Origin of the sequence: Rhizorhabdus histidinilytica (assembly GCF_900167915.1) — a bacterium.
GTDB lineage: Bacteria > Pseudomonadota > Alphaproteobacteria > Sphingomonadales > Sphingomonadaceae > Rhizorhabdus > Rhizorhabdus histidinilytica.
Genome location: NZ_FUYM01000010.1, coordinates 184,083 through 208,426 on the forward strand (window position 1 = coordinate 184,083; position 24,344 = coordinate 208,426).

Below are 24,344 nucleotides of genomic sequence, written 5' to 3' on the forward strand. Positions count from 1 at the left end.
TCACTGAATCGCGTCCCCTGGACGATGACGCCACCGGGATGCCCCGCTATCTTCAGCTGAGCACATTGTTTCGGCGGATGATCGAGTCCGGGCAATGGCAGACCGACAGCCAGATTCCGACGGTCGAGGAACTGGCTGCGGAATATGGCGTGGCGCGCGCAACCGTCCGACAGGCACTGGGCCGGCTCGACAATGAGGGGCTGATCGCGCGCTACCGCGCAAAGGGCACTTTCGTGACCTATAGGCCCCAGGAACAGCTATGGTGCGAGGTGGAGACCGACTGGTCGGGCCTGCTTCGATCGCGCCCCGGCGCCACGATCGAGCTGCTGTCGGAGGAGAGCGGACTGCAGCCGCCCGTCTTCCTCAATGCAACCGGCGAGCGGGCGCGCAGCTATCGCCGGTTCAAGCGCCGGCATTCGCGCGACGGCAAGCCCTTTCTCGTCGCCTACACCTATCTCGACGAAGCGCTGTACAAGCGCGTCAAGCGCGAGGACCTGGAGACGAAGACCGCGCTGAGCCTGCTGAGCGGTATCCGCGGCGTCAAGCTCGAGGACGTGCGCCAGACGCTGACGATCGGCGCCGCCGACGTAGTGACGGCCAAGGAACTGGGGGTCCCGCTCAACGCTCCCGTCGCCTACGTCCACCGGTCGGCGGTCGACGGCAGCGGCAAGCTCGTCATGGTCTCCGACGGGACCTATCGCGGCGACATCGTCCGCCTCGACATCAAGCTGAAGTAAAGCAGGTCCGTCACTCCGGAATCGAATGGCCTCGACAAAGGTCATAAAGATGCCCTATATGTCTTTTGCCGATCGGGGCGAAGCCTCGATCATGGCGCGAGACAGCCGCGCACCGCAGGGATGTGCGAAGGGTGGAGAGCTGGGTGCCACGAATTCCGTTTCCCGAAGTCGAAACCATGACGCCTGCCCAGTTCCAGGTCTACCAGGATGTCGTCAACGGTCCCCGCGGCCTGATGGTCGGACCGTTGCGCGCCGCGCTTCACAATGCCGAGCTCGCCGACAAATGGCAGCAGTTCGGACAGTTGCTGCGCTACCGGACTTCGCTTCCTCCGCGGCACAGCGAACTGGCGATCCTCGTCACCGCGCGCGCCTGGGATTGTCCTTTCGAATGGATTCAGCATGAACCGGTCGCCCGATCCAACGGCCTTTCCGACGGGATCATCGAAGCGATCCGGTGCAATCTTCGCCCCTCTTTCGAAAGGCGGGACGACGAGATCATCTACACCTATGCCAAGGAGCTGCACGACCGGCATGGTGTCAGCGACGCCGTTTACGATGATGCCTTGTCGCTGATCGGTACCGTCGGCGTCGTCGAGCTGACCGCCCTGATCGGCTATTATACGCTGGTCGCGATGACACTGAACGCCCATGCGTTCGATCTTCCGGCGGGATCGGCCCATCCGTTTCGAGAGGCTGCGGAATGACCAGTATCAGGATAGAGCGATCGGGCGCCGTCGCCCGGGTCACCATGGATCGCCCGCCGGTGAATGCGCTGACGCTGGCCGACTATGAGGCGCTCACCGAAGCCTTCGAGGAAATCGGCGGCGATCCGACGATCAACTGCGTGGTGTTCACCGGGGCGGGAAGCAAGGCCTTCTGCGCCGGCAAGGACCTGCATGAATTCGTGTCGGCCAGGCTCGAGGACGACGAGGCGAATGCTGTCATCATCCGCCGCACCTTTGCCACGATCCGTCACTGCCCAGTTCCCGTGATCGCCGCCATCAACGGCCCGGCGCTTGGCGCCGGCTGCGTCCTTGCAGCCGTGTCGGATATCCGGCTGTCGGTGCCGACGGCCACCTTCGGCCTGCCCGAGATCAACATCGGCCGCTGCGGCGGCACCGCGCATGTCGGCCGGCTGGTCAAGCAGGGGATGCTGCGACGGATGGTCTTCACGGGACGGCCCATAAAGGCGCCGATGGCGCTGGTGACGGGGCTCGTCGACGAGCTGGTCGATCCGGCCAAGCTTCTCGACACCGCCCATGCCCTCGCAGACGATATCGCGCAGAAAGCGCCTCTGGGCCTGCGCCTGGGCAAGGAGTCGATGAACGCGGCGGAATTCCTGCCGGTCGACGAGGGCTATGCCCTCGAACAGACCTACAGCACCAAGCTTATGGCGACGGAGGACGCTCGCGAAGCCGTCCGTGCCGTCGTCGAAAAACGGGCACCTGTCTTCCGGGGACGCTGATGCTTACGCACGAACAGAACGAACTGCTCACCCGGGTAGGCCCGGGAACGCCGATGGGAACGCTCCTGCGCCAATACTGGCTGCCGATCGCGGCCGAGAGCGAGCTGGACGACCGGGCCGTCAAGCCCGTCCGCCTGCTCGGCGAGAATCTGGTGTTGTACAAGGACCTGGGCGGCCATATCGGCCTGATCGACCGGCACTGCCCGCACCGCCGCGCCGACATGTCCTTCGGTTTCGTGGAGGATTGCGGCCTGCGCTGCAACTATCACGGTTGGCTGTTCGATGCCGACGGCCGCACCGTCGAACAGCCCTATGAAGATGTCGCGCTGGGCAACGCGCAGGTTCGCGACAAGGTTCGCACGAAGGCCTATCCGGTCCGCGCGACGGGAGGCCTGCTCTGGGCTTTCCTGGGAACCGGCGAGCCGCCGATCCTGCCGCAATATGAGGCCTTCTCCTGGCCCAACGGCTTCAAGCAGATCATCATCTCGGAGGTGCCGTGCAACTGGGCTCAGTGCCAGGAGAATTCGATCGATCCGGTGCATTTCGAATGGATGCACTCGAACTGGAGCATAAGGCTCAAGGGTCAGCGCGGCCCCTATGCTCCCCGCCACGTCAAGATCGACTTCGAGGAATTCGAGCATGGCTTCCTCTACAAGCGTATCCGGGAGGATACCGACGAGAAGCATGACCTGTGGACCGTCGGCCGGGTGACGCTCTGGCCGATCGGCGTCTTCCTCGGGGATCATTTCGAATGGCGCGTGCCGATCGACGATGAGAACACGCTGAGCATAGCCTGGTCATTCCAGCGCGTGCCGCTGGAGAGCGAGCCCTATGTCCAGGAACGCATCCCCTATTGGTATGGCCCGACCCGCGACGCCGATGGCGAGTGGATCTCCAGCCATGTCATGAACCAGGATTTCGTCGCCTGGATCGGCCAGGGCACGATTGCCGACCGTACCAAGGAACATCTCGGGCGGAGCGATCTGGGCGTCGGGCTGATGCGACGCCAATTGTTCGCCGACGTCAAGGCGGTGGCCGAAGGCCGCGACCCCAAGGGCGTGCTGCGCACCCCGCCCGAGGGCGGCGTGATCCACCTGCCGATCTCTCATTATGATCGCTATACGCGCGGCCTGCCGCGGGCCGAGCTGCTCGCGCATCCGGTCCTCGGCCGGCATCTTCGCGGCTACCCCTATCAGGCGGGGCAGCCACGCGAAGTACAGGAGGCGCTATGGGCGGCAATGGGCGTGACGCCGGAGGAGATGGCCCAGCCGTCCGCCCGGCAGGCGCCCCAGGCCGCCTGATCCGCGCCCCGCTTCGCCCGCTCAGCGCGGGGCCGGGGGTGCGGAAGGGTCAGGCGGCGGGATGAACACATGCTCGACCATCGCGTAGCGCACGAACCGACCGAAATGCGCGGCGCCGTCGGCGAGCCACGCACGTCGTCCGGGGCTATCGGCTGTCCCGCGGCCCGGCTCGGCGGGCAACCAGCTCGTCCCGATGATGTCGATCTCGCCGAGCCCGGGAACGGGCGGGATTCCGGGCATCCCTGCGCTACGGACGATCTCGGACAGGACATAGCCGCCGAGCCCCGGCACGTCGCGCGACAGGGGGCCATGCACCTCCAGCACATGGCGCACGAAATCCTCGTGCGAGGCACCGGGCTTGCGCGAAATGAGCGTCATCACCTTGAGTCCGCCGCGCACCGGCGGGACGAAGACATGCTCCCGCGTCGCATAGATGGTGATCGCACCGATATAAGTGGGGGCTGCTGCCAACCAGTCGCGCACGAGCGGATTATCGCGCGCCTGGACGGCCCGATCGATGCCGGCCGACTGCCAGGACTCGGTGATGCCGTCGAGCGCGGGCCCCGCCGGCGCATCGGGGCGGCTGCCGGGATCCGCCACCACTTCGCCGAGCACGAAACCCCGCAGCCCCGGCACCTTGCGCGAACCCGGTCCGTGCTCGCCGAGCCAGCGGCCGTTGAACTGCTCGACCGTCAGCGGCGGTTTCCGCACGATCAACGAGATCGACTTCCGCAACCCGTCCACCGACGGGGGAGCAGCGACAGCCGCTTTCGCGGGACTCCGCGTTGCGAGCGCGGACACGAGGCCCATCCCGCCCATGGCCAGCAGATGCCGGCGCGCATATCGGCCAGGCCGGTCCTCGTTCATCGCCGCCTCTCCCGTTCAATATATCTGCGACGGCTCATGCACGGCCCGTCACGTGACAATAAAAGGTCTAAAGTATGATCTATAGGTCGTCAATCATGCGGCTGGCCCATGCCTGACGGCCTCGCCATCGACCTCGAACCGTTTCGCAAGCGGACCGAGTTCATCCGTCGCGCCGACGGCCTAACCCCCGAGGCATTCCTCGACCACTGGCATCGTTGCCACGCCCCTCTCCTGCGGCCGCTGGCCGGCCTCAGAGGTCTGGTGCTCAACCTTGTCGACCGCGCACGCAGTCCGGGCGCACCCTATGACGCCGTGATCGAACTCTGGTTCGACCCGGCGGCGCGGGACGATACCGATCCCGCGCTGGCCGCGGCAATCGCCGCCGATCGCGCCTTGTTCATGCGGAACGAGGTCATGCGCTTCCATACGCGCGAGGTCGTCATACGGCCGGTGATCGCGCAGGCGGGACGGCGCCGGGTGAAACGCATCGGGCTGGTCGGCAGGGCTCCGCAGACGAGCCGGGAGAGTTTCTTCGAGGACTGGGTCCACCAACATGCGCCGCAGGCGAACGAGCAGCCGGGTCTCGAAGGCTATGTGCTCAACCTGCTCGACCATGAGCAGGGTCCCTGGGACGGCTATGCCGAGCTGTGGTGGACCGACGCGCAGGCCTTCGAGGCGGCCAGTCTCGCGATCAGGAGCACGGTCGGTGCACGGCTGGGCTTCTTCCATAGCCATGTGCTGCTCTATGTCGACGAACATTAAGCGATTTCCCCGCCGGCACGGCTCGATGGCTGACCGGCTCAGGCTGACGCGGCCGCGCTTTTCCGCCCCCGGAAGGCGAGCAGGACAGCCGCCGCGCCTATCAGGCATGCCGCTGCATAGACGGGATAGACGATCGCCCGGCCGAGGTTCATCGCCAGCAGCGCGCCGCCCAGATAGGGGCCGGCGATCGCGCCGAACCGACCGACGCCGATCGCATAGCCTACGCCCGTGCTCCTGAGTTCGACGGGATAGAAACGCGTCGCGGCGATGACCACGCCGGTGAAGGTCGCCTCGATCGCGAACAGGGCGACCGCGGCGACGGTGAGCAGCAGCACGGGCTCGGCCTGGATGAAGCCGAAGATGACGAGACTGGCCGCGCACAGCACGAAGCTGGCACAGGTCGCGCGCGGCGCGCCAATGGCCGAGGCGAAGGTGCCCATCAGCAACGCACCCATGATCGCCGCGCCGCCGGTGACGACCCCGCTCGCGATCGCGAGCGCCGGCGACACTCCTGCCAGAACGAGGATCTGCGGCTTCCACTGCGTAAGGAAATAGCTGACGAAATAGCGTGCGAACGCGGCCAGCCAAAGCAGAAGCGTCCTCTTCCGATGCTCTGCGGCGAAAAGCATGCGCACCGTTCCCCGCCCGGTTCCGCGCGTGGGCGGACGCGACGGAAGCGTCTTGAGCTGCGGCTCGTCCAGGCGAACAAGCAGTGCATTCGCCCGCGCCAGGGCATTGCGAGGCTGCCTGGTCAGCAGGAAATGCAGCGATTCCGGCAGCAAAAGCACGGAGAGGGCGGCGAGAACCAGGCTCACCATGCCGGCAAAGACGAAGATCGATCGCCAGCCGAAAGACTCGATGAGCACGGCCCCCACCGCCGCGCCGAGCATCGCGCCCAAGGCAAAGCCGACATGAACCAGCGCGAGGAAGATATTGCCGCGCCGCTCGGTCGAGAACTCGATCACCATCACGCTCAGCGACGGTACGAGCGCACCGATCCCCAGGCCGGTGACGAAGCGCAGGGCGAGCAACGCCTCGACGGAGTCGACGGCTGCGATCGCCAGCATCGACACGCCGTTGAGCGCCACCGCCCCTATGATGATGTTGCGCCGGCCTATCCGGTCGGCGAGCGGCGCTATGAAGATGGCACCGCAGACCAGCCCCGCCGCGCCGAGGCTGAAGATCAGCCCCATGGTGTCCGGCCCCAGCCGCCAGTCGTGGAGGATCGACGGCGCCGCATAGGCGATTGCCGACGTATCCAGTCCATCCGAGATGTTGATCAGGATACAGAGGATGATCGTGACGAGTTGCCACGGCTTCAGCGGCCCCGATCGCACGATCTGTGCGACGCCCGAATGTCCCGCATCCGCCACCGCCCGCTCCTTCTCCTGGCCGCTTCGCCGCCCGGGCGAGGGCATGATCGCATCCATGGCTGCCCTCCGGCGGCCGGAAGTTCATTCCATTTCGTAGAAGCTCAGCGGCCGCTTATTCGCCTCGACCAGCCGGGTGAGGGCGAGCGATGGGCGCTGTGCCATCGCGCTTTCCCATGCAGCAAGCCTGGGATGTCCGTCGCGCCAGCCGATCTCCGGCATGCGGAAGTCAAGATAGGAGAGCGCGCAGGCGACGGCGACATGACCGATGTCGGGCCGCTCGGCGGCGAGATCGTCCGCCTCCAGCGTGGCAAGGCAGGCAGCGACCTTCGCCCGATAGGCGAGCAGATGCGCGGTCGAGCGATGACCGTCGCCACGCCAATGCTCGTCACGGAGAAGCACCGCTGTCTCGGTCATCCCGTCCCCCAGCGCCTGCCGCCGCAGCGCAGGCCATCGCCTTGCCGGATCGCGGGGGAACATCAGCGCCCTGCCGTCGAGATTGTCGAGATATTCGCAGATCACGCGCGAATCGAACAGGACCAGCGACTCCCCCGCCACGAGCGTGGGAATCTTGTTGAGTGGATTGTCGTCCATCAGGTCGCGATTGAGCCGGGCCGGACCGACCACGGCCCGCTCGCAGGCGATCCGATCGAGCAGGTCAAGCTCGCGTGCGACGACCAGCACCTTGCGCACGAAGGGCGAGCTGGGCGACCAATGCAGCTTCATCGGCGGAAAAGGTGCGGCCACGCCGTCCGGAGCGGGTGCGCTCATGGTGCCGACCGATCGGACCGGGGCGGCTCGAAGGTCGGCACGGCACCGATCGCCCGCAGCACGGCAAGGAGGTTGCGCACGCCCCAATGCTCGACCACCAGCCCGTCGACCACCCGGTCGATGCAGATCGAGTCCATCTTGATCCGTCGGCCCGACGCCGGATAATCCATCAACCGGCCGCTATGGACCGCCTCGAGGGTCCAATGCGTGGTGACGAGATCACCTTCGGCTATCTGGCGATGGACGGTCGTCGTGATCTCGCTCATCGCCGCGCGGAAGCGGCGTTCGCGATCCTTCCACATCTGCAGGGTCGTGGGTGCGCCGGGGCGGTTGTGATAGACCACATCCTCGGCGATCGCGCGCATCGACTGCTCCATCGGCGCCGCATGTTCCGCATAGTAGATCGCGGCGACCGCCTTGATCGCGTCGATCGAGCCGGCGGCGCTCATGCCGCGCCTCCCCCGATCTCCGCCGCCGTCTCGACGATACGGAAATGCCGCTTCTCCACCCTTGCCATCGTCGCGCCTCTCCTAGGCCTGCCTCCACTGACGTGCCGTCGCCCTATAAGGTCAAAAATATAGCTTTTCAAGTTATCTGGCTTTGCCTATTTCCATCCCGCCGGCGGAATGAGCCTCCGGCAAGTCATGCGCAGGCAGCCCCATGGTTTCCCTTGGCGACGATAACGCGCGGTCCTTCTGATGTCCGGGACCCGTTCGAATCCACCCCCGCTTCCATCACGGCCGCTGGTCGCGCCTCCCGCCGGGGCATGCGATGCACATGCCCATATCTTCGGCCCATTCGCGCGCTTCCCGCTTGCCGCCGACCGCAGCTACACCCCGCCCGAAGCGACTCCCGAAGCGCATCGGACCATGCTCGATGCGCTCGGCTTCGATCGTGGCGTCGTCGTCCAGGGTTCAGCGCATGGCGTGGACAATCGCGCCATCGCCGCGGCGCTCGCGGCGGCGCCGGATCGGCTGCGGGGCATCGCCGTCGTTGACGAGAGCGTGACGGATATGGCGCTCGACGAACTGCGGCGGAGGGGCTTCACCGGGGTTCGCTTCACCCAGGTCAAATCCAGCCGCTATCCCAACGGGATGGCCGGAGCGAGCGACCTGCGTGCGCTTGCGGCGCTGGCCCCGCGACTGCGGGAACATGGGCTGCACGCCCAGCTGTTCGCCAACGCCGACACCGTGGTCGAGGCTGGTGAAAACCTGCTGGCACTCGGCCTGCCCATCGTGGTGGACCATATGGGCCGGACCGGCCGGACGGAGTGGGGCGCGACCTCCCCGCTGTACCGGGAATTTCTCGCCATGGTCCGCGAAGGGCGCCTGTGGGTGAAGCTGACGATGGTGCGCAGTTCGGCCGCCTATCCGAGCTATGACGACGCGCGCCCCTTTCACGAGGCGCTGATCGAAGCCAATGCGGACAGGCTGGTCTTCGGATCGGATTGGCCATTGCTCAATCTTGGTGAGCGGACCCCGGACATCGGCCGGCTGGTCGACCTGTTCCGCCAGTGGACCGGCGACGATGCCGTGGCCAATCGCATCCTGGTCGACAATCCGGCCGCCCTCTACGGTTTCTGAGGCGGCATCGGTGGCCTGGGAACCGATGGGGTGGCTTCGAGACGGCGACGGCGACGCCATCACCATAGCCATGACGGAGATCGCGACCGGGGAAAAGCTCCGCGGCTGGTGCGGCGGCCGGAGCCGGCTCACCGGCGATCCGACCCTTCCGCGACCGACGTGCAGGCTGTCGGTCGGTCCCTCCGTCATGGCGCGAGACGGCGGGTTTTCGTGGCGCGGCCGCCGGGTTTCCACACATCGCGTGGAGCCGGGAGACGGGCGCGGCCTGGTGTTCGCTTTCATGGATATCTGCGACGACGCCGCCGACGAATTCGAGGATTGGTACGAAAGCGAGCACATGCCCCGCCTCGCCGCGTTGCCTGGCATCCTGCGGGCGGGGCGCTACCGCGCATCGCCAGGCAGCGGGCCCGCCCATCTGGCCTATTATCTGATGGACGATCTCGCGTTGAGCCAATCCCCCCAGTGGATGGCGGCCGCCCGCACGCCCTGGTCGGCGCGCATGCGTCGCTTCACCTCGCTCTATGCGCGCTATTCCTTCTGGCGGGAGTCCTAGCGCGATGCTCCGCCGTCGCGAGATGCTCGGCCTGACGGCCTCCGTCACATTGGTGCCGAGCCGGCTCTCCGCCTGCCGAACGGCGGAGGAGCGGGGCCCGATCCCGGCGCAGATCCGGTGGAACGATCCCCCCCTCCAGGCCGCGGCCGACGCGCGCCTGCGCCAACTGAGCCAGGTCCGCCTCTTCGCATGGGATACGGGCGGAGCGGGAGACGCCGTCATTCTGCTCCATCCCATGACGGGCAGCCACGCCATCTGGCCCTATCAGCAACCGGTGCTCGCCGCCGCCGGCTACAGAGTGGTCGGCTATTCCCGGCGCAACTTCTTCCAGTCGGACCCGCATCCGGCAAGCACGCCCGCCGCCGATGCGGAGGATTTGCGCGAACTGCTCGATCATCTGGAGATCGAGCGCGCGCACCTTGTCGCACCGGCGGCCGGCGCCTTCGTGGCGCTCGACTTCGTCGCCCTCCATCCTCGCCGTGTCCTTTCCCTGATGCTCGCGTCGAGCCTCGCGCTCGCCCGGACAGCGGGGGACCATCTGGAGCCGACACCGCTGCTACCGGCGGGATGGGACGAACTGCCCGCCGAATTCCGCGAGCTCGGCCCCTCCTATCGGGCGGCCAATCCCGTCGGCACGCGGCGATGGATCGCACTGGAGAAGCAGGCCCGACATGGCTGGCCGCAGGCACGCGGCCAGGCCCGGCCCTCCGCAGCACTCGATCTCGCCGAGCTTCCCCCCGTGCTGGTGATGACCGGCGACGCGGACCTCTATGCCCCTCCGCCGCTGATACGCGCGTTCGCGCGCCGTCTTCCCGATGCCGAGTTGGCCGTCTTTGCCGAAGCCGGACATGCGCTGTTCTGGGAGCAGCCGGAGGGTTTCAACGCCCGCATCCTGTCCTTTCTCCAGCAGGCCCGATCAAGGAACAGATGATGACCGACACACTCCACCCCTCGCCGCCTGCCGTTCCGCTTCCCGATCTGGCATGCGACGCCCATGCGCATGTCCTCGGCCCCTACGACCGCTTCCCGCTCGCCGAGGACCGGAGCTACACGCCGCCGGAGGCGACCGCCGCGATGCACGCGAACATGCTGGACGCGGTCGGGTTCGCACGCGGAGTATTCGTCCAGCCGACCGCCTATGGTGACGACAATGGCTGCCTGATCGACGCGATCGCGCAGGCGCCACGGGCCCGGGCCGGGATCGGCGTGGCCGAGCCAGAAGCGGACATCGGCCACCTCGCCGGGCTCGCCGCCGCCGGCGTGCGGGGCCTGCGCTTCGTGGAGATGCTGTCGCAACGCTACGGCGGACGCCCGAAGGGCTCCTGCGGCTTCGCCGAACTTTACGCGATGGCGCCGCGCCTGCGCGAGGCCGGGCTGCACGCCCAGCTCTTCTCCAAGACCGAGACCTTCGCCGAACATATGCCGCGCCTTCTCGACACGGGGCTGCCCCTGGTGCTCGATCACATGGCAACCGTGGGAAAATCGGCTGGCGGCGTGGACGACCCTTCCTTCCAGACCCTGCTGGCGCTGCTGCGCGAAGGCCGCATATGGGTGAAACTCACCGTCGTCCGCAGGTCGACCGAGGCCCCCGATTATCCCGACGCGCGCGCCTTCCACGACGCGCTGGTCGATGCCAATCCCGACAGGCTGCTGTGGGGAACCGACTGGCCCTTCGTGAACATGCCGCATAAGCCCGACATAGGCCGCCTCATCGACCTGCTCGACAGCTGGACCGCCGACGAAACGATCCGCAGAAAGATATTCGTCGACAATCCTGCTGCACTCTACCGCTTCGGCTGAGCCATGGCGGCCCCCGTCCTACTCCATCGCGTAGAAGGCGAACTTGGTCCCGACCTCGTCGCCGAACGGGGCCGCCACCATCGCGGGCTGCTCCGCAAAGGCGGACTCCCAGGCGGCGAGGCGAGGTCGCCCCTGCCGCCATTCGAGCGCGGGGGCGCGAAAATCGAGATAGGCGAGCGCCACGCCGGTCGCGATGCTGCCGATATCCAGGCCCGCGGTCGCCAGGGCGTCCGCCTCCTTTTCCATCGCGTCGAGACAGGCCCGTATCTTGGCCGCATAGGCGGCGAGATGGGCGGTCGATCGATGCCCGTCCCCTCGAAAATGTTCGTCGCGCAGCAATATGGTGACGTCGAGCATCCCGTCGGCGAGGCACTGCCAGCGTAGCACCCGCCAGCGGGCCACGGGCTCGACCGGCACCAGCCCGCCGCCTGCCAGCGCGTCCAGATAGTCGCAGATCACGCGCGAGTCGTAGAGCGAGGTCCCGTCCGGCAGCACCAGCGTCGGCACCTTGTTCAACGGATTGTCCACCATCAGTTCCGCATTGAGCCGCGTCGGCCCCACGCGGCTCCGGACGCACTCGATCCGGTCGGCGAGGCCCAGCGCGTGCGCCGCCACCATCACCTTGCGGACAAAGGGCGCGCTGGGCGACCAGTGCAGCTTCATTCCGCCGCCCGATCGGTGGCGATCAGCGCGTCGAGGATGAGCACGCCTTCCTTGCCGGGATAGACCAGCAGCGGGTTGATCTCGATCTCTCTTATCCAGGGCGACGCGATCAGCAGCGCCCCCAGCCGGGCCGCGAGAGCCGCCGCCGCCGCCACGTCGCTGGCGGCCTCGCCTCTCCACCCCTCCAGCAGCCTGGCACCGCGCAGCGCCCCGATCTCGGCCTGGATTGCCCCTTCGCCAAGGTCGGCCGGAAAGGTGCGGACATCGTTCAGGGCCTCGACCCAGACCCCGCCCAGCCCGATCGTCAGCATCGGCCCCCAGGCCGGATCGCGCCGGGCCGAAACGAATAGCTCGGCGCCGCGCTTTGCCATGGGTTCCACGAGCAGACCGTCCAGCCGGATCGTGATCGAGCCCGTCATCTTGGCAAAGGCATCGCGGAGCGCAGCCTCGTCGGCGAGGCCGAGGGCTACGCCGCCCACATCGCTCTTGTGCGGCAGGGCCGGGCTCTGCGCCTTCAGCGCCACCGGATAGCCGATCTCGAAGGCGGCAGCGACCGCAGCCTCGACGTCGGTGGCGAGTCTTCCGTCCGGCACGGGAAGCCCGGCAGCGCCCAACCATCGCTTGGCCTGCCATTCGGGCATTGCCGCCCGCGCTCCGGCCGGCATCGCGGGTGCCCCCCGCGACGCGGGGGCGCGCGGCTGGCCAGCGGATGCGGCATGGCGCATATAATGGCCGATCGCGGCCATCGCACGCTCCGGGACGCGGTAGAAGGGGATGCCGGCGTTGCGCAGCAGGGGCGTGAGTTCGGGCGAGATCGGGCTGTCGCCGCCGAACAGCGCGTAGAGGACCGGCTTGCCGTTGTCCGGCAGCAGCGCCAGCGTCTCCCGCGCCGCCTTCAGGCCGAATTCGGGCGACGACGGCATGATCGCGATCAACAAGGCGCCGACGCCGGGCTCCTCCAGCAGCAGCCTGCCGCAGCGGCCGTATATGTCCGGCTGCTGGAGGGCCTGTGCGCTCACGTCGAGCGGGTTTTCGGGCGTAATGAACGCGGGAAGCTCACCGGCCAGCGCCTCCCTCATCCGTTCGATCGGCGGCAGGGCGACGCCGGCCGCCTCGCAGAAGTCCGACGACAGGCTCTTGAAAGCGCCCGAGTCGGTCAGGATAGCCAGTCCGCCCTGTGGCGGCCTCGGGCAGCGAAGCACCAGTTCCGCCACGTCGACCAGTTCCTCGACCGTATCGACGCGGATGATCCCGGCATGATCGACCGCGGCCCGCATCGCGGCATGATCGCCGACGATCGCACCGGTATGCGACGCCGCAGAGCGCTGCCCGGCGGCGCTTCTCCCCGGATGCAGGAGGAGCAGCGCCTTGCCCGCGCGATGCGCCTTCGCCGCCGCCTCGAGGAAATGTCCGGGCCGCCGTATCTGCTCGGCGAAGACGAGGATCACGCGCGTCGTCTCGTCGCGGATCAACTCGTCCAGGAAGTCCTCGACCCCCAGCACGCCCTCGTTGCCGGTGGCGATCGTGCAGGAGATATCCAGCTGACGGGCCTCCAGGGCCATGCGGATGGCGCCGACCATCCCCCCGCTCTGCCCTACGATCGCGATCGCCGGCTCCTTGACCGCGCGAGGTCTGGAGTTCCCGAACGTGAGAGGGACGTTGTCGACGAAATTGGTCAACCCGGTGCAATTGGGCCCGAGCAGGGCGATGCCGGCGTCGATCGCGTGGCGGGCCAGCACGTCCTGAGCCCTGCGCCCCTCTACGCCGGTTTCCGCGAAGCCGGAGCCGTAGACGATCGCCGACCGGACGCCCCGCAGCCCGCACTGGCGCACCGCCTCCGGCACGTCCGCGCGTCCGATCGCGATTACGGCAAGGTCGACACCCTCCGGCAGCGCATCGATGCTGGGCAGGCAGGGCCGGCCCTCGATCGAATCGGCCCGGCCGACCAGGTGGATGTCCCCGCCAAAGGCGAAGCGCTCCAGATTGGCCAGCAGCCTGCGACCGAAGGCAGAGGGGTTGGACGAGGCGCCGACGATCGCGATCGAGCGCGGCCGCAACAGCGCGCCGATGTTCGCCCGGCACCGGTCGAGCGCGTCAGTCATCCTTGGAATAGCCTTCGAGGCCCGGACGGAAGCTCTTCTGGTCGAGGAACTGGGACAAGCCCTGGCTGCGACCGTTGCTCCTGTCCTGCTGCCGCACCTGCGCGGCCTTGGCGGTCAGATAGTCCTCGGAGGCATCCCAGCTCATCGATCGGACCTGCTTGAACGCGATCTTCGCGCCGTTCATCACCGTCAGATTCTTGCCCATCAGTTCCGTTGCGAGCGCACGGACATGCGCACGCAACTCGACCAGGGGCACCGCTTCATTGACGAGGCCCATCTCAGCGGCCTTGCGCCCGTCGAAGGTACGCCCGGTCATGATGTACAGCAGCGCGTCGGAGGGCCTCAGCTTGTCGGCCACGGCCTTCGTGACGTTGCCGCCCGGAATGATGCCCCAATTGATCTCCGAAAGGCCGAACACCGCCTCGTTCGCGGCAACGGACAGGTCGCACGCGACCAGCGGCGTGAAGGCGCCGCCGAAGCACCAGCCATTCACCATCGCTATGGTCGGCTTTCCATAATGCATGAGCTTGCGCCACTGCCAGGCATAGGCGGTCTGGCGCACCCGCCGGACCTCGCTCGGCGACAGCTTGTCGGTCTCGCGGAAATATTCCTTGAGATCCATGCCCGCGGAAAAGGATTCCCCCGCTCCCGTCAGAACCAGGATTCGGCAACGATCGTCGAGTTCCAGGTCGTCGAGGAGATCGAGCATCTCCCGGTTCAGCGTGGGGCTCATCGCGTTCCGCTTTTCGGGCCGCGACAGCGTCACCCAGGCGATGCCCTCGTCGAAATCGACGGTGACGCAGCTTCGTTCGATCCTATCCATTGCCTCTCGCCTTCCTTTCAGTGCGGCATGGAAGCCGCCGCCGTTTCAAACTAACAGCTATATTTATGACTTTTATGGAACGCGAACACCGGCTGCGGCATCGCGATCACCATCCGTCTTGTAGTTAGGTTGGTTACCTAATAACATGACGGCATGCCAAAACAAGCCCGTCACGTCCCGCCCGCGCAATTGGCCGATCGGTTGCGCCCGCTGCTGCTGCAACTGAGCCGGCAGCTCCGGCGCGAGGCCCAGAAATCCGGCCTCTCCCCGATCGATTCGCAAATCCTCATGGCGATCAGGCAGAATCCGGGGGCAGGCGTCTCGGAACTGGCGCAAATCGAGCAGATGAGCCGGCCGACGATGAGCGTCCACGTCAAGCGGCTCGAGGCGTCCGGCTGGATCGAACGCGCGGGCAATGGCCATGCCGGCGACAAACGGCGGGTCGCCCTCGCGCTGAGCGATGCGGGCAGCCAGGCGCTGGCGGCCGTCCGCCGCTCCCGTACCGACTGGCTGGTGAACAGGCTGACCCTGTTGACGCCGGACGAGATCGCCGCCCTCAATGCCGCAGTCGCCCCGCTCGACCGCCTCGTCCGGCTGAACCCTTGATGTCAGGGGAGGCCGCCGGCTCGAAGGAGGCCCAGCTGCCCGCCCGAACGGGGGCGCTGCTGCCGATGATCATCGGCGCTGCGTTGTTCATGCAGACGCTCGACAGCAATGTGATCGCCATCGCGCTGCCGACCATGGCGCGATCGCTCCGCAGCGATCCGGTAACGCTCAACGTCGCGATCACGGCCTATCTGCTGGCGGCCGCGATATTCCTGCCGATCTCCACCTGGATAGCCGACCGTTTCGGTGCGAAGAACGTGTTTCGCATCGCCATCGCCGCTTTCGCACTGAGCTCCCTGTTGTGCGGCATCGCGCAGGAGCTTTGGCAACTCGTCGGCGCACGTATGCTGCAGGGCGCATCCGGTGCCATGATGCTTCCCGTCGGGCGGCTTGTCCTGCTGCGCAGCGTCCGCAAGTCGGAACTGGTGCAGGCCATGTCCTACCTGACCATCCCGGCGGTGATCGGCCCGATCGTCGGTCCTCCGCTGGGCGGTTTCCTCGTCACCCACGCGTCCTGGCGCTGGATCTTCCTGATCAACGTGCCGATCGCGGCGGTCGGCATCTTGCTCGCGACGCTGGTCATGCCAGCCGTCCGCGAGGAAAAGGTCGACAGGCTCGATCTGCGCGGTTTCGCATTGTCCGCCGTCGCGCTTTCATGCCTGGTCTATGGCTTCGAAAGCCTCGGCCAGGACATGCTGCCACGGCCGCTGGTGATGGCGATCCTTCTGGGTGGCGCGGGCTGCGGCTATCTCTATCTCCGGCACGCCCGCCGCACGCCGGAACCGATCATCGATCTTTCGCTGCTCCGCATCCAGACCTTCCGCGCATCGACGATCGGAGGCCTGTTCTCGCGCATGGTGCTGGGCGCAACGCCTTTCCTCCTGGCCCTGCTGCTTCAGCTCGGCTTTGGCATGTCCGCCTTCGAAGTCGGCCTGCTGACCTTCAACACCGCGCTCGGAGCGATCGTGGTCAAGGCGACTGCGCCGGTCATCATCCGCACGCTCGGTTTCCGCAACATTCTCGTCGGCAATGCCGTGCTGCTCGCAGCGGTCTCCGCAGCCTATGCCTTGTTCGAGGCGGCGACCCCGCATCGGATCCTGATCGGCGCCCTGTTCTTCGGCGGCTTCCTCCGATCGCTTCAGTTCACCACGCTCAACTCGATCGCCTATGCCGACGTCCCCGCAGCGCGCATGAGCCATGCGTCGAGCCTGTCGAGCATGTTCCAGCAGCTCGCCCAAAGCCTCGGCGTCGGCTTCGCGGCCGCAATCATAGACCTGCAGCGCGACTGGCACGGCCGGACCATGCTGGGGGCGGCGGAAATCGGCCTTGCCTTTCCGATTGTCGCGCTCGTTTCGCTGGCGGGGCTGATCTCCTTCGCCCGTCTGCCGCGCGATGCGGGCGCCGAAGTGTCCGGGCGCCGATAGCCAACTCAAAGAGCTTGCACACATAATATCTAAAAGATAGCTTTATGACCTATAAATATAGGGAGAGCATCTTTTGAGCCGCTTCACCGGCAAGGCGGGCCTCATCGGCATCGCGATCGGAGTCATCGTGCTGGCGGGGCAGATATCCGCCGGACAGGACATGGCGAAACGGGGCCACACGCAACGGCCGGCGGGGGATGTCGACGACGCCCGCATGCTCGCTGCCTCGAACGAACCCGAAAACTGGCTGCTCAACGGCGGCACCTTCGGCGGCGAGCGCTATTCGCTGCTCGACCAGATCAATACCGTCAATGTCGGCAGGCTCCAGCCCGCCTGGTATTTCGAATATGATACGACCCGGGGCCAGGAGGCCGAACCGATCGTGGTGGACGGCGTGATGTACGTCAGCACCTCCTGGAGCAAGGTCTATGCGCTCGACGCCGCCACAGGGCGGCAACTCTGGTTCTACGATCCGGAGGTTGCGGGAGCCGACGGTGCCAAGGCCTGCTGCGACGTCGTCAATCGCGGCGTCGCCGTTTATGAAGGGAAGGTGTTCGTCGGTGCACTCGACGGCCGGCTGATCGCGCTCGACGCCCGCACCGGGAAGGTCGTGTGGAGCACGATGACCATCGATCCGGAGAGCATGCAGACCATCACTGGCGCACCCAGGGTCGTCCGCGGCAAGGTGATCATCGGCAATGCAGGCGCGGACTTCGGTGTCCGGGGCCATGTCAGCGCCTATGATGCCGCTACCGGCAAGCTCGCCTGGCGCTTCTACCTGGTTCCCGGCGACCCCGAAAAGGGGCCTGACGGCGCCGCCTCGGACGAGATCATGGAAAAGCTGGTGCGCCCCACTTGGGCAGGGGATTATGCCAGCTATGGCGGCGGCGGGACGGCCTGGCAGACGATCATGTACGATCCGGATTTCAACCGGATCTACATCGGTACCGGCAACGGCTCGCCCTGGAACCCCAAATACCGCACCGCCGGCAAGGGCGACAATCTGTTCCTCTGCTCGGTGGTCGCGCTCGATGCCGATACCGGCAAATATATCTGGCACTATCAGGAGAACCCGCAGGAGGCGTGGGACTATAACTCGACCCAGCCGATGATCCTCGCCGAACTCGATATCGAGGGGCGCCGGCGCAAAGTGCTGATGCACGCCCCCAAGAACGGCTTTTTCTACGTCATCGACCGACAGACCGGCAGGCTCATCTCCGCCGCGCCGACGGTGCCCACGACATGGGCAAGCCGCATCGATATCGCCACCGGCCGGCCGGTGGAGCCGGCCAATGCGCGATACACCGAGGGACCGTTCCTCGCGAAGCCCGGCACGGCGGGATCGCACAACTGGCATGCCATGGCGTTCAGCCCGAAGACCGGCCTGGCCTATCTGCCGGTGGCTGAGAACCAATCGCTGCTGCAAACCAATCCGGATTTCCGGCCGGTTCCGATGGGACCGTTCAACCATGGCGTGATCAGCCGACACGGTGCCGGCGCCAGCTATCTTCTTGCCTGGGATCCCGTGAAGCAGCGCGAGGCGTGGCGCGTTCCCTATCGCGGCGGCGGGGTCCTCGCGACCGCGGGAGGCCTGCTGTTCCAGGGCCGCGGCACGGTGATCGGCGAGTTCGTAGCCTTGCGCGCGGACGACGGCCGCCAGCTGTGGAGCTGGCCGACGCCCAACGGCATCCAGGCGGCAGCGGTCACCTACATGGTCGGCGGGGTCCAATATGTCGCCATCTCCACCGGAGCAGGCGCGGGCGCGATGACCGGCGGCGCGGAAGCACGAATGCGGCAACCGGGACGGATGGCGGCCTTCCGCATCGGCGGCAAAGCCACCCTGCCGAGGGAGCCTGATCCGGCGCCGCCCGCCAATCCCGCTCCCGGGCCCTTCGCGCAGGAGGTGGTAGACCGCGGTGCGGCGGTCTATCGCAACTATTGCTACCGCTGCCACGGGCCCGACGCGATATCCTCGAACGTCATCCCCGATCTGAGACGGTCGGCCTATCTGCCCGACAAGGAAGCCTGGCGCGCCGTCGTCTGGGACGGAGCGCTCGAATCATCCGGCATGATCGGATGGTCCAGATATCTGGAGTCCGAGCAGATCGAGGAGCTTCGCGCCTATGTTTCCTGGGAAGCGACCCGGCTCAAAAATGGCCAGGCACCCGGAGCCAGGCAAACCGGCAGCCGTCGATCGAGCCAGGCGGTCGTGCAGGAGCAATGACCATGGTCGAACCTACGGAGCCTCCGGCCGAGATGAGCAGCATATCTCCCTTCGCATCCGACCTGCTCGAACGCGCGCAGCGATTGGGTGCAGCCACGCTCCACGAGGCGGCCGGCCGGATCGGCGCCCTCCCCTCGGCGATCAAGCCCGTGGACCCGAGAATGCGACTTGCGGGACCGGCGTTCACGGTCGTCGTCCCTGCCTTCGACAATCTCTGGATCCATCGCGCGATCTACCAGGCGCGGCCGGGCGACATCCTGATCGTCGGCACCAGCGACGGCATCGAGGCCGGCTATTGGGGCGACGTGATGAACGCGGCGGCGGAACAGCGCGGTCTCGGCGGCCTCGTGATCGATGGGGGCGTCCGGGACACGGCAGGGCTGGCCGAAGCTCGTTTCCCGGTCTTTTCCAACGGCGTCTGCATCCGGGGCACGATCAAGGGCTTCGACGTGCCCGCCAGGTTGCAGCAGCCGGTCGCCATCGGCAATGTGGTGATCAACCCCGGCGACCTCATCGTGGGTGACCGCGACGGGGTCGTGGTGCTGCCGGCTGCCCGTGCGGCGGAAGCGATCGCGGCAGGACAGCGCCGGGAAGAGGACGAGATGGTGAAGATCGCGCGGATCCGGGCAGGCGAACGGACGCTGGACCTCTATGGCTTCGGCGAGGATGCCCGATGAACGAGCCTCCCCTCGCAGGACCTGCGCGGATGAGGATGTTCTGGTCGTCGCGCTCGCCCTTTGCCCGCAAGGCGGCAATGGTGGCGCATGAATGCGACCTGTTCGGCAGGCTCGACCTGATCGACGTGCCCATACCCGGCCCCGGTCCGCACCCCGAACTCAATCGTGCGACCCCGATCGCCAAGCTGCCCACGCTCGTGACCGAAGGCGGGCTGGTGATCGCGGGTTCGCCGGTCATCTGCGACTATTTCGACACCCTCGGCCAGCGCGGCCTGATCCCCCGCGGGGGGCCGGAGCGCTGGCGCGCCCTCTCGCGCCAGGCGATGGTCGACGGCATGCTCGACATGCTGCTGTTGTGGCGCGCGGACCTGCGGCGACCCGATCCCTGCCAATCGGCCAGGCAGCAGGGCATCTATGAAAGCCGCCTCATCGCCACCCTCGACCGCTTCGAGGATGAGACAAGCGCGGGGGGCGGATTCGACATTGGCGACCTCGCTACCGGCATCCTGCTCGCCTATCTCGACTTTCGCTTCCCGGATATCGACTGGCGCACGGGGCGGGGCGGCCTGCAGCGCGCTTATGCGGCATTTTCCATCCGCCCCTCGGCGATCGACACCGCCTTCGCCGCAGGGGACTGAGCACGCTGCTCAGGCCCTGAGCAGCGCGATGTCGATCGGCAATGAGCGGATCCGCTTGCCCGTCGCGGCGTGGATCGCGTTGCATATGGCCGGAATCGCCGGCGGCAGCGCAGGCTCGCCAAGGCCCGTGGGCGGGAAGTCGGTCTTCAGGAACTCGACCTCGACGATCGGCGCCCGATCGATGCGGATCAGGTCATGATCGTTGAAATTGGCCTGCACCACGCCGCCCTTCTCGATCGTGATCTGCTGGAACAACGCCGAGCCGATGCCGTCGATGACGCTGCCCTGCACCTGATTGACCGCCATCGAGGGATTGATGATGTGGCGCCCGACATCGGCCGCCACCCAGACCTGTTCGACGCTGGGCGTGCCGTCCTTCGAGACCGCGACGAGCGCGACCTCGGCGAAATAGCCGAGATGGCTGAAATAGCAGGCGATCCCCATGCCCGTGCGTTTGGGAAGGCGGCGCTTGCCCCAGCCCGACATGCTCGCGGCCTTGCGCAGGACGTCGGCCATCCGCCTCGTGTCGAAGCTGACCTTCTCGGCGGATCCGGGACGGAGGCTGCGCCCGGTGGGAAGCAGGCGCGGCTCGGAGAGCATGTCGAGCTGGAACTGATAGGGATCCTTGCCTGCGGCATGCGCCAGTTCGTCCATGAAGGACTGGAAGACGAAGGCGATCGCGTTCGATCCCGGCGCACGCAACGGGCCGGTCGGTATGCCGCACTCGATCAGCGAACTCTCGTAGAGGCAGTGGGGAACGAGCTGGGCGGGAAACTCGGAGGCGGACAAGTCCGCCGACCGCGCGACCTTGCCATCCTTGCCGAAGGTCACGAAATGATCGTGAAGCGCGACCAGCCTGCCCGACGCATCGAGGCCGCCCTTCAGCCGGTGAAAGCCGGCCGGCCGATAGAAATCATGCTGCATGTCGTCCTTGCGCGACCATAGCAGCTTTACCGGACGGCTTGCCTTCTTCGCGATATAGGCGGCTTCCACCATCGGATCGGCGATCAGCCGCCGCCCGAAGCCGCCGCCGCAACGGATCAGGTGAACGGTGACATTGGCCTCGGGAATCCCGAGCGTCTCGGCGATGAGCGCAATGCCGCGTGCCGGCGCCTGGGTCGGCGCCCAGATTTCGACCTTGTCGCCGATGACGGAGGCCGTGCAATTCTGCGGCTCCAGCGTCGCATGGCCGATGAACGGGTAGAAATAGTCGGCTTCGACGGTCCGCGCCGCTCCGGCCAGGGCCTTCGCGACCTCCCCGTCCTTGCGGATGACGGCGGTCGCCGGCTGGCCGAACAGCCTTGCCGCCTCGGCGGCGAAATGAGCGCTGGAATGGGCCGCGATCGCGCCGCCGTCCCATTCGACCCTGAGCTTATCCCGTGCCTTTTCCGCACGCCACCAGCTGTCGGCGACGATTGCGACGCCGCTGACCAGGCCGCCGGCCGGAGCATCGGTGCTGCCGTCGACGACGAAAGTCGCGATCACGCCCTTCTCACGGGAAATCTCGTCCAGATTGGCCCTGACCGGCTTGCCGCCGGGGACCGGGCATTTGGCGAAGACGGCATAGGCCATGCCGGGCACTTCGACATCGATGCCGAACTGCATCTTTCCGGTGACGATCGCGTCGATATCGACCTGCGGCGTCGGCTTCCCGATGATGCGATAACCGGCTTCCGGCTTGAGAGGCACATTGTTCAGATCCGGCACGGGCATCGTCGCGGCGATCCCGGCCAGCGCCCCATAGCCCAGCTTCCGCCCACTCGCGGCGTGAACCACCATGCCGGGCTCGGTCGCACATTCGGCGGGATGGCATTGCCAGCGCTGGGCGGCGGCGGCGATCAGCATCTGGCGCGCTGCCGCGCCGACGCGGCGAAGAGGGTCCCAGTGCAGCGGCGTCGCATAGCTGCCGCCCGCGATCTGCTGGCCGAAGCGCCGGGCATCGGCATCGGCCTGCTCGATGCGGACGTCTTTCCAGGCGATGTCCAGTTCCTCCGCGATCAGCATTGGAAGCATCGTCTTGATGCCTTGGCCGATCTCCGGATTCTTGGCCATGATGGTCGCGATGCCGTCGGGCGCGATACGGACATAGCCGTTGAGTTCCGCCGCCGTCTCGGCGGTGGCTCCGGCCACGGCGACGCTCGGCCTCATCAGGCCCAGCATCAGGCCGCCACCGACCGCCGCACCGATCTTCAGGAAGGCACGCCGGTCCGCCTGCTCCAGCATATCGATCATCCTGCCCTCCGGTTTTCGGCGGCAAGGCCGCCGGCGCGTTTGATGGCCGCCCGGATGCGCGAATAGGTCGCGCAGCGGCAGGCATTGCCTGCCATGGCGCTATCGATATCGGCATCGGTCGGCACCGGCGTCGACGTCAGCAGAGCCGTGGCCGCCATGATCTGCCCCGCCTGACAATAGCCGCATTGCGGAACGTCGATCTCCTTCCAGGCCGCCTGGACGGTCCGGCCGACCGGGTCGGCGGCCACGCCCTCGATCGTGCGTACCTTGGAGCCGGCGACGGCGCCGACCGGCGTGATGCAGGAGCGGGTGGGCGCACCATCGACATGCACGGTGCACGCCCCGCACAACCCCGCCCCGCAACCGAATTTCGTGCCCCGCAGGCCCAGTTCATCCCGCAACACCCATAGGAGCGGCATATCCTCCTCAACCTCGAGATGGCTTACGAGCCCGTTGATCGAGAGAGTGACGGTTCCGGCCATGGCGCGCCCTATAAATCAATAAACCGGACTTAAGATATATCGCACCAAAGCGTCTGGCTAGATACCTCGTTGGTGCGCGGAAAGCCATTTCGCGAATGGGCTGCGTCCGGGATCTGTTACGACGATGGTGCGCGCTTTGCCGGGGCCAGGGTCATGTCGAATGTACGATCGACAAGGTCTCCCGCATCGGGTTCGCCGGGAGGGCGCATCCGGGGCCCGACGCACGCTTTCCACCTTTTGCCATCCCCGAGACAGACGACGTGGCTGGTTGGCCGGTTCGCCTGCCGGTTTGGCGCGCCATCAACCGACAAATGCCTTTTCGATCACATAATCAGCGGGACTCGAGTTGGCGCCTTCGCGGAAACCGAGCCGCTCCAACGCGGTGGTGCAGTCCGCGATCATCGACATGCTGCCGCACAACATGATCCGATCATGTGCCGGGTCGAGCGGAAGCAAGCCCTCGCCGGTCCAGGCGCCGGGATCCTCCAGCATCGCCGAGATGCGACGCGACCGCGGGAAGGGCTCGCGAGTCACGACAGGCAAATAGACGAAGCGGTCCCGCGCCTCCTCCCCCACCAGCGGATCGTCGGACAGATGCGTCTCAAGCAGGTCCCTATAGGCCAGGTCGCTCTCTCTACGGACGCTGTGCATCAGCACGACATGATCGAAACGCTCGTAGCTGTGGGGATCGCGGATCACCGAAAGGAAAGGAGCGAGGCCCGTGCCGGTGCCGAGCAGGACGAGCCGCCGGCCGGGCCGCAGGGCATCGACCACCAAGGTGCCCGTCGCCTTGCGGGACAGATGGACCTCGTCCCCCGGACGAATCTTCTGCAACCTGCCGGTCAGCGGCCCGTCAGGCACCTTGATCGACAGGAATTCGAGCTCGTCGGCATAGGCCGGACTGGCGATCGAATAGGCGCGAAGCAGCGGCCTTGCACCGTTCCGCAGCCCCAGCATCACGAACTCTCCCGAACGAAAGCGCAGCGACGCGGGACGCGACAGCGCGAAGCTGAACATATGATCGTTCCAGTGGCGAACCCACCGGACCTCTTCGATGTGAAAGGCCGCGCCCTGCCCGGCCGCCGACGGTCCGCCTACCATCTCCATCACCATGCCTCCTGTCGACCGTCGCCATGCCCATGGGCAGCGATCAGGAGATATATTGATATCGATATATATGGAAGCGCAAGCCTCCTTTGTGATGCCGTCGAGCCGCAAACGGCCGAAGCCGGTTGCCATCTGCCGGCGGCCAGATTCCATCTAT

General features: G+C 66.6%; 24 protein-coding genes. 14 read left to right on the forward strand and 10 right to left on the reverse strand.

Annotated elements, in window-relative coordinates; translation table 11 throughout:
* Positions 1-38 precede the first annotated feature (38 nt).
* The 4 genes from B5X82_RS20115 (at position 39) to B5X82_RS20130 (ending at position 3,503) form a co-directional block, all read left to right on the forward strand.
* Positions 39-737, forward strand: a complete 699-nt coding sequence (locus B5X82_RS20115) for a GntR family transcriptional regulator (protein WP_223811079.1) — start codon at positions 39-41, stop codon at positions 735-737.
* Positions 738-913: 176 nt separating this feature from the next.
* Complete coding sequence (locus B5X82_RS20120; protein ID WP_223811080.1) at positions 914-1,441, forward strand: carboxymuconolactone decarboxylase family protein; 528 nt, start codon at positions 914-916, stop codon at positions 1,439-1,441.
* Positions 1,438-2,202 carry an enoyl-CoA hydratase/isomerase family protein gene (locus tag B5X82_RS20125; RefSeq protein WP_079649960.1) on the forward strand — a complete coding sequence of 255 codons (765 nt, stop codon included), beginning with the start codon at positions 1,438-1,440 and terminating at the stop codon, positions 2,200-2,202. Before B5X82_RS20120 ends, B5X82_RS20125 begins: the two co-directional genes overlap by 4 nt.
* Positions 2,202-3,503 (forward strand): aromatic ring-hydroxylating dioxygenase subunit alpha, encoded by a 1,302-nt coding sequence (locus tag B5X82_RS20130; protein ID WP_079649961.1) that lies wholly within the window; start codon positions 2,202-2,204, stop codon positions 3,501-3,503. Before B5X82_RS20125 ends, B5X82_RS20130 begins: the two co-directional genes overlap by 1 nt.
* A gap of 21 nt (positions 3,504-3,524) precedes the next feature.
* On the opposite strand, the gene B5X82_RS20135 is transcribed toward B5X82_RS20130, so the two are convergent.
* The gene (locus tag B5X82_RS20135) at positions 3,525-4,370 is read right to left on the reverse strand and encodes an EthD domain-containing protein (RefSeq protein ID WP_079649962.1); all 846 of its coding nucleotides are present in this window, start codon (positions 4,368-4,370) and stop codon (positions 3,525-3,527) included.
* A gap of 108 nt (positions 4,371-4,478) precedes the next feature.
* On the opposite strand from B5X82_RS20135, the gene B5X82_RS20140 reads away from it, so the two are divergent.
* Entirely contained in the window at positions 4,479-5,132 is a 654-nt protein-coding gene (locus tag B5X82_RS20140) for an EthD family reductase (RefSeq protein ID WP_079649963.1), read from the forward strand.
* Positions 5,133-5,170: 38 nt separating this feature from the next.
* On the opposite strand, the gene B5X82_RS20145 is transcribed toward B5X82_RS20140, so the two are convergent.
* The 3 genes from B5X82_RS20145 to B5X82_RS20155 all read right to left on the reverse strand — a co-directional run bounded on the left by B5X82_RS20145 (position 5,171) and on the right by B5X82_RS20155 (position 7,722).
* Positions 5,171-6,505, reverse strand: a complete 1,335-nt coding sequence (locus B5X82_RS20145) for an MFS transporter (protein ID WP_079650014.1) — start codon at positions 6,503-6,505, stop codon at positions 5,171-5,173.
* 81 nt (positions 6,506-6,586) lie between these two features.
* Positions 6,587-7,273, reverse strand: coding sequence for a glutathione S-transferase family protein (locus tag B5X82_RS20150; RefSeq protein ID WP_209045822.1), 687 nt, complete (start codon positions 7,271-7,273; stop codon positions 6,587-6,589).
* Complete coding sequence (locus B5X82_RS20155) at positions 7,270-7,722, reverse strand: ester cyclase (RefSeq protein ID WP_079649965.1); 453 nt, start codon at positions 7,720-7,722, stop codon at positions 7,270-7,272. Before B5X82_RS20155 ends, B5X82_RS20150 begins: the two co-directional genes overlap by 4 nt.
* Positions 7,723-7,971: 249 nt before the next feature.
* Between B5X82_RS20155 and B5X82_RS20160 the strand changes: the two genes are divergently transcribed.
* The 4 genes from B5X82_RS20160 to B5X82_RS20175 are packed head-to-tail and all read left to right on the forward strand — an operon-like array spanning position 7,972 to position 11,209.
* Positions 7,972-8,856 carry an amidohydrolase family protein gene (locus tag B5X82_RS20160; RefSeq protein ID WP_079649966.1) on the forward strand — a complete coding sequence of 295 codons (885 nt, stop codon included), beginning with the start codon at positions 7,972-7,974 and terminating at the stop codon, positions 8,854-8,856.
* Between the two features lie 10 nt (positions 8,857-8,866).
* Positions 8,867-9,409: a DUF4286 family protein gene (locus tag B5X82_RS20165; protein ID WP_139385145.1), complete on the forward strand. Its 543-nt coding sequence runs from the start codon at positions 8,867-8,869 to the stop codon at positions 9,407-9,409.
* 22 nt (positions 9,410-9,431) lie between these two features.
* Positions 9,432-10,340, forward strand: a complete 909-nt coding sequence (locus B5X82_RS20170; protein ID WP_176152638.1) for an alpha/beta fold hydrolase — start codon at positions 9,432-9,434, stop codon at positions 10,338-10,340.
* Positions 10,340-11,209, forward strand: a complete 870-nt coding sequence (locus B5X82_RS20175; RefSeq protein WP_235862741.1) for an amidohydrolase family protein — start codon at positions 10,340-10,342, stop codon at positions 11,207-11,209. The genes B5X82_RS20170 and B5X82_RS20175 overlap by 1 nt, the downstream gene beginning before the upstream one ends.
* Positions 11,210-11,227: 18 nt before the next feature.
* Here B5X82_RS20175 and B5X82_RS20180 read toward each other — a convergent pair whose 3' ends face one another.
* The 3 genes from B5X82_RS20180 to B5X82_RS20190 are packed head-to-tail and all read right to left on the reverse strand — an operon-like array spanning position 11,228 to position 14,797.
* Positions 11,228-11,872, reverse strand: coding sequence for a glutathione S-transferase family protein (locus tag B5X82_RS20180; RefSeq protein ID WP_079649970.1), 645 nt, complete (start codon positions 11,870-11,872; stop codon positions 11,228-11,230).
* Complete coding sequence (locus B5X82_RS20185) at positions 11,869-13,974, reverse strand: acetate--CoA ligase family protein (RefSeq protein WP_079649971.1); 2,106 nt, start codon at positions 13,972-13,974, stop codon at positions 11,869-11,871. The genes B5X82_RS20180 and B5X82_RS20185 overlap by 4 nt, the downstream gene beginning before the upstream one ends.
* The gene (locus B5X82_RS20190) at positions 13,967-14,797 is read right to left on the reverse strand and encodes a p-hydroxycinnamoyl CoA hydratase/lyase (RefSeq protein ID WP_079649972.1); all 831 of its coding nucleotides are present in this window, start codon (positions 14,795-14,797) and stop codon (positions 13,967-13,969) included. The genes B5X82_RS20185 and B5X82_RS20190 overlap by 8 nt, the downstream gene beginning before the upstream one ends.
* A gap of 201 nt (positions 14,798-14,998) precedes the next feature.
* Between B5X82_RS20190 and B5X82_RS20195 the strand changes: the two genes are divergently transcribed.
* From B5X82_RS20195 to B5X82_RS20215, 5 genes are all read left to right on the forward strand, one after another.
* A complete protein-coding gene (locus tag B5X82_RS20195; RefSeq protein WP_176152639.1) occupies positions 14,999-15,403 on the forward strand; it encodes a MarR family winged helix-turn-helix transcriptional regulator in 405 nt (134 codons plus the stop codon).
* On the forward strand, positions 15,403-16,827 hold the full coding sequence (locus B5X82_RS20200; RefSeq protein ID WP_079649974.1) for an MFS transporter: 1,425 nt from the start codon (positions 15,403-15,405) through the stop codon (positions 16,825-16,827). Before B5X82_RS20195 ends, B5X82_RS20200 begins: the two co-directional genes overlap by 1 nt.
* Before the next feature lie 73 nt (positions 16,828-16,900).
* The gene (locus B5X82_RS20205; protein WP_235862742.1) at positions 16,901-19,051 is read left to right on the forward strand and encodes a PQQ-dependent dehydrogenase, methanol/ethanol family; all 2,151 of its coding nucleotides are present in this window, start codon (positions 16,901-16,903) and stop codon (positions 19,049-19,051) included.
* Positions 19,052-19,053: 2 nt separating this feature from the next.
* A complete protein-coding gene (locus B5X82_RS20210; RefSeq protein ID WP_235862743.1) occupies positions 19,054-19,728 on the forward strand; it encodes a 4-carboxy-4-hydroxy-2-oxoadipate aldolase/oxaloacetate decarboxylase in 675 nt (224 codons plus the stop codon).
* Positions 19,725-20,366, forward strand: coding sequence for a glutathione S-transferase family protein (locus tag B5X82_RS20215; protein WP_223811083.1), 642 nt, complete (start codon positions 19,725-19,727; stop codon positions 20,364-20,366). The genes B5X82_RS20210 and B5X82_RS20215 overlap by 4 nt, the downstream gene beginning before the upstream one ends.
* Before the next feature lie 9 nt (positions 20,367-20,375).
* Here the strand turns inward: B5X82_RS20215 and B5X82_RS20220 are convergent, their stop codons facing one another.
* The 3 genes from B5X82_RS20220 to B5X82_RS20230 all read right to left on the reverse strand — a co-directional run bounded on the left by B5X82_RS20220 (position 20,376) and on the right by B5X82_RS20230 (position 24,187).
* Complete coding sequence (locus tag B5X82_RS20220; RefSeq protein WP_079649976.1) at positions 20,376-22,598, reverse strand: xanthine dehydrogenase family protein molybdopterin-binding subunit; 2,223 nt, start codon at positions 22,596-22,598, stop codon at positions 20,376-20,378.
* Positions 22,595-23,080: a (2Fe-2S)-binding protein gene (locus B5X82_RS20225; protein WP_079649977.1), complete on the reverse strand. Its 486-nt coding sequence runs from the start codon at positions 23,078-23,080 to the stop codon at positions 22,595-22,597. The genes B5X82_RS20220 and B5X82_RS20225 overlap by 4 nt, the downstream gene beginning before the upstream one ends.
* A gap of 300 nt (positions 23,081-23,380) precedes the next feature.
* The gene (locus B5X82_RS20230; RefSeq protein WP_139385146.1) at positions 23,381-24,187 is read right to left on the reverse strand and encodes a ferredoxin--NADP reductase; all 807 of its coding nucleotides are present in this window, start codon (positions 24,185-24,187) and stop codon (positions 23,381-23,383) included.
* Positions 24,188-24,344 lie beyond the last annotated feature (157 nt).